This window comes from Antarcticimicrobium sp., assembly GCF_029212575.1.
In the GTDB taxonomy this organism is placed as follows: domain Bacteria; phylum Pseudomonadota; class Alphaproteobacteria; order Rhodobacterales; family Rhodobacteraceae; genus Antarcticimicrobium.
Map to the genome: position 1 here is coordinate 1 of NZ_JARGPK010000087.1, position 7,760 is coordinate 7,760.

Consider the following 7,760-nt stretch of genomic DNA (forward strand, 5'->3'; position numbering starts at 1 on the left):
GATCGCGCCCACGGCGCTCAATGCCGCGCGGTTCGTGCTGGCCTCGTTCCTCGTTGGCGGGCTGGCCCTCGCCCGGGGCGAAGTGAAGCGCGACAGTTTCAAGGCGCCCTGGCGCTATCTGGTGCTGGGCGGAATGTTCGCCGCCTACTTCGTGCTGATGTTCGAGGGGCTGAAAACCGCCAAGCCAGTCAGCGCCGCCGCGGTGTTCACCCTGACGCCGATCCTCTCCGGTCTGTTCGGCTGGTGGCTGCTGCGACAGGTCACCACCGCGCGCATGGCCCTCGCGCTCGCGGTCGGGGCGGCCGGCGCGCTCTGGGTGATTTTCGACGCCGACCTGCAGGCGGCGCGGGCCTTTCAGATCGGCAAGGGCGAGGCGATCTATTTCCTCGGCTGCGTCGCCCATGCGGCCTATACGCCGATGGTGCGGCGCCTGAACCGGGGAGAGACCCCGTTGATGTTCACCTTCGGCACCCTTCTGGCCGGCTGCGCCGTGCTGGTGGTGTTCGGCTGGAACGACATCCGCGCAACCGACTGGGCGGCATTGCCGCCGATCGTCTGGATCGGGCTGTTCTATGTGGCGATCTTCGCCAGCGCCGTGACCTTCGTGCTGCTGCAGTTCGCCACCCTGTACCTGCCCTCGGCCAAGGTGATGGCCTATACATATCTGACGCCCTCCTGGGTGATCCTGTGGGAAATCGCCCTGGGCGGCAGCGCGCCCAACGGTCTGGTGCTGGCAGGGATCGCGATGACGGTCGTGGCGCTGATCCTGCTGCTCGAACAGGACGCCTGACACAAATCAGTCATCCGCATGGCGTAGGGAGCCCCCATGACCGACGATATCTGTCTCTCCGTCTCACTACCCGCCCGCGAAGGCGTCACGCTGCTGGCCCCCCTGGGCCTGTCGACGCCGCAGACCGCGCCGGTCTCGGTCGCGGTGCACGGCGCCGCGACGCGGCTGATCGCCGATCCGTTGGCGGCACAACATGCGATGGCGCTGACGCCGACCGCTGACCGCATCGGGATTGACTGGCACTATGTCACCGGGGGCGCCACTTATCCCGAGGCGCTGTTCACCCGGCGCGACAGCCGCTTCACCCGCAGCGCCGCGGCACTGGGCGATGAGGTTCAGGGCATCGCCGACGGGCACGACCCGGCGGGGATCAAGGCACTGGCCGATCACGTCGCAGCGCTCTTCACCTATGGTCACCCCGAGCAGCGGTTCAACGACGGCCACGACGAGATCCCGCAGGTCTGTTCGCTGACCGTCGGCTCCTGCGTCGACATCAACGCCTATTTCATCGCCGCCTGCCGCGCGGCGGGCTACGAGGCGGGCTATGTCACCGGTTATTTCATCCCCGAGGAAAAACACACCCATTGCGAGGACATGCACTGCTGGGTCGTCACCCGCGCCGGCACCCTGGTGCAGGAATGGGACATCGCCCACCACCTCAAGATGGACCGCCGCGACATCCGCCCGGGTTTGAACCCGAAACCGGGCGTGCGGGTGGCGATGGCGCATTCCATGGGGCTGAATTTCCTCTCCGCCGGGCTCATCGACATCAAGCTGATCGCCGAACCCTGGTGGATCGAGCCCGACGGCACCCTCACCCGGCCGGATCTGGAGATCCGGTTTCAGGGGTATGATCGTCTGGCGGGCTGAGTTCGGCCGCCAGGAAGCGCTCGAACGCGTCGAGGTTGACCGGCTCGAACTGGCCGAACCCCTGCATCCAGACACTGGCGGCGCGCAGCGCGTCCGGCTCCAGCTTGCACCATTTCACCCGCCCGCGCCGCTCCTGGCTGATCAGCCCGGCGCGGCTCAGGATCGAAAGATGCTTTGAGATCGCGGCCAGCGACATCTCGAACGGCTCGGCCACGTCCGTCACCGCCATGTCGTCCTCAAGCAGCATCGACAGGATCGCGCGCCGGGTCGGGTCGGCGAGGGCAGCGAATACCATGTCGAGCGGATCGGTCATGCGCTGCCCCTAGCGCCGGCCCGCCGCGATCGTCAACCGTTTGGTTGAATATGGCTTTTGCACCCGTTTTACCCCGACCGCCGCCACCGGGTGCAGTCTTTACCCCTTCCTCTCTTTTAAAATACTATATATAACAATTATTTACGCTATCTCGACCATTGCCATTCTAGCGATTGACTCGGGGCCGCCGCCCGCTTAGCACCATGCTTGAAAAAAGCGTGGGGTAAGCGCCGGTGAGTGAAGACGACCAAAACCAGCGCATGGCGCAGCTGGAGGCGCGGATCGCGGCGGCGAAACAGGCGCAGGCGCCCAAACCCCGTGCGGATGAGCATTATTCCCAGGCGAACCTGGCCTGGCGGATGGTGATCGAACTTGTGGCCGGTCTCGGGATCGGCTTTGGCATCGGCTACGGGCTGGACCGCCTGTTCGGGACGCTCCCGATCCTGCTGGTGCTGTTCACATTGCTGGGCTTTGCCGCCGGGGTCAAAACGATGATCCGCAGCGCGCGCGAGATCCAGGAGCAGAAATTGGCCGATGAGGCCGGACGAGACGACGAGAGGGGCTGAACGTGGCAACCGAAGCGCAAGGTGCAGAACACGCCGCTGAGAGCGGCGGCCTGGTATTCCACCCGATGGATCAGTTCATCGTGAAGCCGCTGTTTCCTCAACACAGTGAGGTGGCTTCGGTCAGCACGTCAGATTTAAACGGCGTTCTTTCGACTGGTGAGACCGTTCCCCTGTCGCTTCAGCAAATCGAAAGCTTCCAAAGCGGCAAGGAAGTGATAGTCAACCTTTTTGATGCGGGCCTTCAAAAGCTATATTGGTTCACGCCCACAAATGCCGCCTTGTGGATGGCAATCGCCGTGTTGGCAATCATCGTGCTGCTGGTCATGGGCTCGTCGCGCCGCGCCGTGGTTCCGTCGCGGATGCAATCGATTGCCGAACTGGCCTATGGGTTCGTTCACAAGATGGTCGTGGATATCTGCGGCAAGGAGGGGGTGAAATTCTTCCCCTACGTGATGACCCTGTTCATGTTCATCGTCTCCGCCAACTTCCTCGGGCTGCTGCCGCTGTCGTTCTCGACCACCTCGCATTTCGCCGTCACCGTGGTGCTGGCGCTGCTGGTGTTCCTCAGCGTGACCATTCTGGGCTTCGTCAAGAACGGCGCCGCCTTCCTTGGTCTGTTCTGGGTGTCGAGCGCGCCGCTACCGCTGCGCCCGATCCTGGCGGTCATCGAACTGATTTCCTACTTCGTGCGCCCTGTCAGCCACTCCATTCGTCTGGCCGGCAACCTGATGGCGGGCCACGCCGTGATCAAGGTGTTCGCGGGCTTTGCCGCGCTGACCGTCGTCAGCCCGGTTTCGGTTCTGGCGATCACCGCCATGTACGGCCTCGAGGTCCTGGTGGCCTTCATCCAGGCCTATGTCTTTACCATTCTGACCTGTGTGTACCTCAAGGATGCGCTGCACCCGTCGCACTAAGGTCCCCCTCATCACCCAATATTCAAACTTCCAATCGTAAGGAGATATCACAATGGAAGGCGATCTCGCACACATCGGCGCAGGCCTCGCAGCAATCGGTTCCGGCGCAGCCGCAATCGGGGTTGGCAATGTTGCCGGCAATTTCCTGTCGGGCGCCCTGCGCAACCCGTCGGCCGCCGCCGGCCAGACCGCGACCCTGTTCATCGGCATCGCATTTGCAGAAGCACTGGGCATCTTCTCGTTCCTGGTCGCTCTGCTGCTGATGTTCGCCGTCTAAGCACCTTCGGAACAGACATCCTTACGGTCGGGCGGCGCGGGTAACATTCCCGCGCTGTCCGATGTAAGCTAGGTTCCCAAGGAGGACGACATGGCAACTGAGACCCACGACGCAGGTCATGCCGCTGCCGAGATGACCCATGCCGCCGCCGACAGTGCGCCGGGCATGCCGCAGCTGGATTTCTCGACTTTCCCGAACCAGATCTTCTGGCTCGTTGTCACGCTTGTCGTGATCTACTTCATTCTGTCGCGGGTGGCGCTGCCGCGCATCGGCGGCATCCTGTCCGAACGCGCCGGGACCATCACCAACGACCTGGCGGCCGCCGAAGACCTCAAGGTCAAGGCCGCCGAGGCCGAGGACGCCTATAACAAGGCGCTTGCCGAGGCCCGCGCCGAGGCACAGCGGATCGCGACCGAGGCCCGCGCCGAGATTCAGGCAGACCTCGACGTCGCCATCGCCAAGGCCGATGCGGAAATCTCCGCCAAGGCTGCCGAATCGGAAAAGGCCATCTCCGAGATCCGCGCCGGCGCACTGGAAAGCATCGAGATCGTGGCCAGGGACACCGCCGCCGAGATCGTTTCGGTGCTGGGTTTCAAATCGGACGAGGCCGCCGTTTCCGGCGCCGTCACCGAGCGGATGAAAGGGTAAGACAGATGCGCAACTTGACCGCCCTCATCCTGAGCCTCGGCTTCGCCAGCCCCGCGCTGGCCGCCTCCGGCCCGTTCTTCTCGCTGCACAACACCAACTTCGTCGTGCTCATCGCCTTCCTCGTCTTTGTCGGTATCCTGTTCTACTTCAAGGTCCCCGGCATGATCGGCGGGGCGCTGGATACCCGCGCGGCCGGCATCAAGTCCGAGCTGGACGAGGCCCGCGCCCTGCGTGAAGAGGCGCAGACGCTGCTGGCCTCCTACGAGCGCAAGCAGAAGGAAGTGCAGGACCAGGCCGAGCGGATCGTGGCCCACGCCAAGTCCGACGCGGACGCCGCCGCGGAACAGGCCAAGGCCGATCTGGAGAAATCCATCGTTCGCCGCCTGGCCGCCGCCGAGGACCAGATTGCCTCGGCCCAGGCCGCCGCCGTCAAGGAGGTTCGCGACCAGGCCGTGACCATCGCCGTGGCCGCCGCCAACTCGGTGATCGCCAAGCAGATGACCGCAGCCGACGGCAACAATCTGATCGACGCGGCCATCGCAGAGGTGGATGCAAAGCTGCACTGAACAGCCAGCACAGCGGATTGAGTTTGAAACCCGGCCCTTGGGCCGGGTTTTTCTTTTGCCGAACGGAGCTGACTTCGGGCCGGGCTGGGGCATCGCGCGCCTAATTGCGGCCCCTGTCGCTCCCGTTTTCCCGCGACAGTCGCTGACGGGCGATCGCCTCGTTGCGGTCGGCGCGCTTCTGATCCTCCAGCGCCGTCTGGACATAGTCCAGATGCGTCTCGACGGCGGCGCGCGCGCCGTCCGGATCGCGGGCCTGCAACGCGGCATTGATCGCCCGGTGCTGGTCCAGCAGCGCTGCGCGCGAGGTGCGCTGCTTGAACATGATCTTTCTGTTGTAGAACACGCCCTGGCGCAGCAGGTCGTACATCGCGCGCATCATGTGCAGCATCACCACGTTGTGGCTGGCGTCGATGATGGCGGAATGGAACTGCGCGTCCAGCCGGGCCTCCGCCTCGGCGTCGGGCGCGGCCTGTGCGGCCTCCATCTTGTCGAAGATCGCCTGGATCACCTTCAGGTCGCTGTCCGAGCCCAACCGCGCCGCGCGTTCGGCGGCCAGCCCCTCCATGTCGCGGCGGAACGAGAGATAATCGAACACCGCCTCGTCATGGTCGCCGAACAGCCGGATCAGCGCCGGCGAAAACGCCGAGCCGATCACCTCGGCCACGTAGATGCCCGACCCCGCCCGCGTGGTCAGCAGGCCCTGCGCCTGCAACTCGGCCACCGCCTCGCGCAGGGAGGGGCGCGACACCCCAAGACGGTCGGCCAGGTCGCGCTCGGCCGGCAGCCGCTCGCCCGGCCGCAGGATGCCGCGCAGGATCAGCTGTTCGATCTGGCGGACGACCGACGTTGAGAGTTTTTCGGGCAGGACCTTTTGAAAGGGCATGGTGATTTCCGGTTGACCAAGACGGGTTATAGGCCCGCACCGGGTTTGTCTCAACCGCATTCGCGGTGAGGGGCAAGATCGCAAACGGCTGGACGGTTAGGCAACGTTAACCAGCCCGCGTCAGACTGCCCCGATGCGGTTTCTGTCCCTGCTTTCCCTCGTCCTGCTCATGGGCTGCAACGCGCCCTCCGGCTATTTCCGCGCCAGTTCGGCCACGCGTATCTCCGTGAACGGCAGCGTTTTTGATGTCCGCGCCCGTGGCACCCTGGCCGAGGCGGTCCGGGTAAATCCGCAGTACGCCCCGCGGTTCGGTCCGCTCCGCACCCGCGCCGGGCTGGCGATGGCGCTGGTGACCCGGTGTTCGGTGACCCGCGTTCTCGGCGATCAGGCGCTGGTGATCGGCCGGTTGGATTGCCCCGACAGGCGTCCGCCCGCGCTGTACGTGCACAAGGTTTGCCGCCGCGTCGCCGACGACCGCAGCGGCGTGCCGACCTATGCCTGTGCGTTGGGGGACGCGGTGCAAACCACCCGTGGCGCGTCAATATATTGGGGATAACTGAACGGCCAACGCCAGATGCAGACGCAACGCCGTTGACTCGCGCCCCCCCGAGGCGTCACATTTCAGGTTCAACTGGAATCACGATGGACCGCCCTTGCGCTTTTCCAAGCTCAGACTCACCGGCTTCAAAAGCTTTGTTGATCCGACCGATCTTCTGATCGCGGACGGGCTGACCGGCGTTGTCGGGCCCAATGGCTGCGGCAAGTCGAACCTGCTCGAGGCGCTGCGCTGGGTGATGGGCGAAAACCGTGCCAAGGCAATGCGCGGGTCGGGCATGGACGATGTGATCTTCGCCGGCTCCGGCACCCGGCCCGCGCGCAATTTCGCCGAAGTCAGCCTGCAGATCGACAACTCCGAACGGCTGGCGCCTGCGGGCTTCAACGACAGCGACACGCTGGACATCATCCGCCGCATCACCCGCGACGTCGGCAGCGCCTACAAGGCCAACGGCAAGGACGTGCGCGCGCGCGATGTGCAGATGCTCTTTGCCGATGCCTCCACCGGGGCGCATTCGCCCTCGCTGGTGCGGCAGGGCCAGATCGCCGAGCTGATCAACGCCAAGCCCACCGCGCGCCGCCGCATCCTGGAGGAGGCAGCGGGCATTTCCGGCCTCTACCAGCGCCGGCACGAGGCCGAGTTGAAGCTGCGCGCGACCGAGACCAACCTGACCCGCGTCGACGACGTGCTGGAGCAGCTCTCGGTCCAGCTTCAGCAATTGGCCCGCCAGGCCCGCCAGGCTGCACGCTACCGCGAGATCGGCGAACAGCTGCGGCTCTCCGAGGGGATGCTGCTCTACCGCCGCTGGCGCGAGGCGGACGAGGCCCGCGCGGCGGCAGAAACCGTGTTGCGGGACCGCACGACCGAGGCCGCCCGCGCCGAAACCGCCGCACAGCAGGCCGCCCGCACCCGCGCCGGGGCGGATGAGGCGATGCCCCCCCTGCGCGAGGAAGAGGCGATCGCGGCCGCCGTTCTGCAACGGCTGCAGGTGGAGCGCGACGCGCTCAGCGACGAAGAGGCCCGCGCGCGCAAGACCATCGAGACCCTGACCGCCCGCATCGACCAGCTGACCCGCGACATCGAGCGCGAGACCGGCCTCAACCGCGATGCCGGCGAGACCATCGAGCGGCTGGAATGGGAGGCGCGCGAGCTTGCCAAGGCAGGCGAGGGACAGGAGGACCGGCTGTCGGAGGCCGCCGAGCTTGCCCATGAGGCCGCCTCGGTGCTGCAGGACCGCGAGGAGCATCTCTCCCAGGTGACCGAGGATGTCGCCCGCCTCGCCGCCCGCCACCAGTCGGCGCAGCGCCTGCTGGACGACAGCCGCAAGACCCTGACCCGCTCCGAGGCCGAGGAGGAAAAGGCGCGGCAGGCCGTGGC

11 protein-coding genes are annotated in these 7,760 nt (G+C 65.6%); 9 read left to right on the forward strand and 2 right to left on the reverse strand.

What is annotated here, in order from left to right; all coding sequences use genetic code 11:
• Together P1U75_RS18105 and P1U75_RS18110 are read left to right on the forward strand one after the other, a co-directional pair.
• Positions 1–790, forward strand: a 790-nt coding sequence (locus P1U75_RS18105; protein ID WP_300245744.1) for a DMT family transporter, incomplete at its 5' end; no start/stop codon positions are given.
• Between the two features lie 36 nt (positions 791–826).
• Positions 827–1,660, forward strand: coding sequence for a transglutaminase-like domain-containing protein (locus P1U75_RS18110; RefSeq protein ID WP_300245747.1), 834 nt, complete (start codon positions 827–829; stop codon positions 1,658–1,660).
• Here P1U75_RS18110 and P1U75_RS18115 read toward each other — a convergent pair.
• Positions 1,605–1,973 (reverse strand): metalloregulator ArsR/SmtB family transcription factor, encoded by a 369-nt coding sequence (locus P1U75_RS18115; RefSeq protein ID WP_300245749.1) that lies wholly within the window; start codon positions 1,971–1,973, stop codon positions 1,605–1,607. The two genes, P1U75_RS18110 and P1U75_RS18115, sit on opposite strands and share 56 nt — an antisense overlap.
• Positions 1,974–2,206: 233 nt before the next feature.
• Here P1U75_RS18115 and P1U75_RS18120 point away from each other — a divergent pair, with 233 nt between their 5' ends.
• From P1U75_RS18120 to P1U75_RS18145, 5 genes are all read left to right on the forward strand, one after another.
• Positions 2,207–2,539, forward strand: coding sequence for an AtpZ/AtpI family protein (locus tag P1U75_RS18120; RefSeq protein ID WP_300245751.1), 333 nt, complete (start codon positions 2,207–2,209; stop codon positions 2,537–2,539).
• Between the two features lie 212 nt (positions 2,540–2,751).
• Positions 2,752–3,453 carry a F0F1 ATP synthase subunit A gene (locus P1U75_RS18130; RefSeq protein WP_300245773.1) on the forward strand — a complete coding sequence of 234 codons (702 nt, stop codon included), beginning with the start codon at positions 2,752–2,754 and terminating at the stop codon, positions 3,451–3,453.
• Positions 3,454–3,505: 52 nt separating this feature from the next.
• Positions 3,506–3,730, forward strand: a complete 225-nt coding sequence (locus P1U75_RS18135; protein ID WP_084351458.1) for a F0F1 ATP synthase subunit C — start codon at positions 3,506–3,508, stop codon at positions 3,728–3,730.
• 90 nt (positions 3,731–3,820) lie between these two features.
• Entirely contained in the window at positions 3,821–4,378 is a 558-nt protein-coding gene (locus P1U75_RS18140; protein WP_300245760.1) for a F0F1 ATP synthase subunit B', read from the forward strand.
• 5 nt (positions 4,379–4,383) lie between these two features.
• Positions 4,384–4,944 carry a F0F1 ATP synthase subunit B gene (locus P1U75_RS18145; RefSeq protein WP_300245763.1) on the forward strand — a complete coding sequence of 187 codons (561 nt, stop codon included), beginning with the start codon at positions 4,384–4,386 and terminating at the stop codon, positions 4,942–4,944.
• A gap of 100 nt (positions 4,945–5,044) precedes the next feature.
• On the opposite strand, the gene P1U75_RS18150 is transcribed toward P1U75_RS18145, so the two are convergent.
• Positions 5,045–5,827, reverse strand: a complete 783-nt coding sequence (locus tag P1U75_RS18150; protein ID WP_300245765.1) for an FCD domain-containing protein — start codon at positions 5,825–5,827, stop codon at positions 5,045–5,047.
• 133 nt (positions 5,828–5,960) lie between these two features.
• Here P1U75_RS18150 and P1U75_RS18155 point away from each other — a divergent pair, with 133 nt between their 5' ends.
• Together P1U75_RS18155 and P1U75_RS18160 are read left to right on the forward strand one after the other, a co-directional pair.
• Positions 5,961–6,383, forward strand: coding sequence for a hypothetical protein (locus P1U75_RS18155; protein ID WP_300245767.1), 423 nt, complete (start codon positions 5,961–5,963; stop codon positions 6,381–6,383).
• Between the two features lie 97 nt (positions 6,384–6,480).
• A partial coding sequence (locus P1U75_RS18160) for an AAA family ATPase (RefSeq protein WP_300245770.1) occupies positions 6,481–7,760 on the forward strand: 1,280 nt, incomplete at its 3' end.

What these genes read in the sequence shown, in the direction of transcription:
- P1U75_RS18110 (WP_300245747.1), top strand. Translation starts at nt 827, where the DNA reads ATGACCGACGATATCTGTCTCTCCGTCTCACTACCCGCCCGCGAAGGC.
- P1U75_RS18115 (WP_300245749.1), bottom strand. Translation starts at nt 1,973, where the DNA reads ATGACCGATCCGCTCGACATGGTATTCGCTGCCCTCGCCGACCCGACC.
- P1U75_RS18135 (WP_084351458.1), top strand. Translation starts at nt 3,506, where the DNA reads ATGGAAGGCGATCTCGCACACATCGGCGCAGGCCTCGCAGCAATCGGT.
- P1U75_RS18140 (WP_300245760.1), top strand. Translation starts at nt 3,821, where the DNA reads ATGGCAACTGAGACCCACGACGCAGGTCATGCCGCTGCCGAGATGACC.
- P1U75_RS18145 (WP_300245763.1), top strand. Translation starts at nt 4,384, where the DNA reads ATGCGCAACTTGACCGCCCTCATCCTGAGCCTCGGCTTCGCCAGCCCC.
- P1U75_RS18150 (WP_300245765.1), bottom strand. Translation starts at nt 5,827, where the DNA reads ATGCCCTTTCAAAAGGTCCTGCCCGAAAAACTCTCAACGTCGGTCGTC.
- P1U75_RS18155 (WP_300245767.1), top strand. Translation starts at nt 5,961, where the DNA reads ATGCGGTTTCTGTCCCTGCTTTCCCTCGTCCTGCTCATGGGCTGCAAC.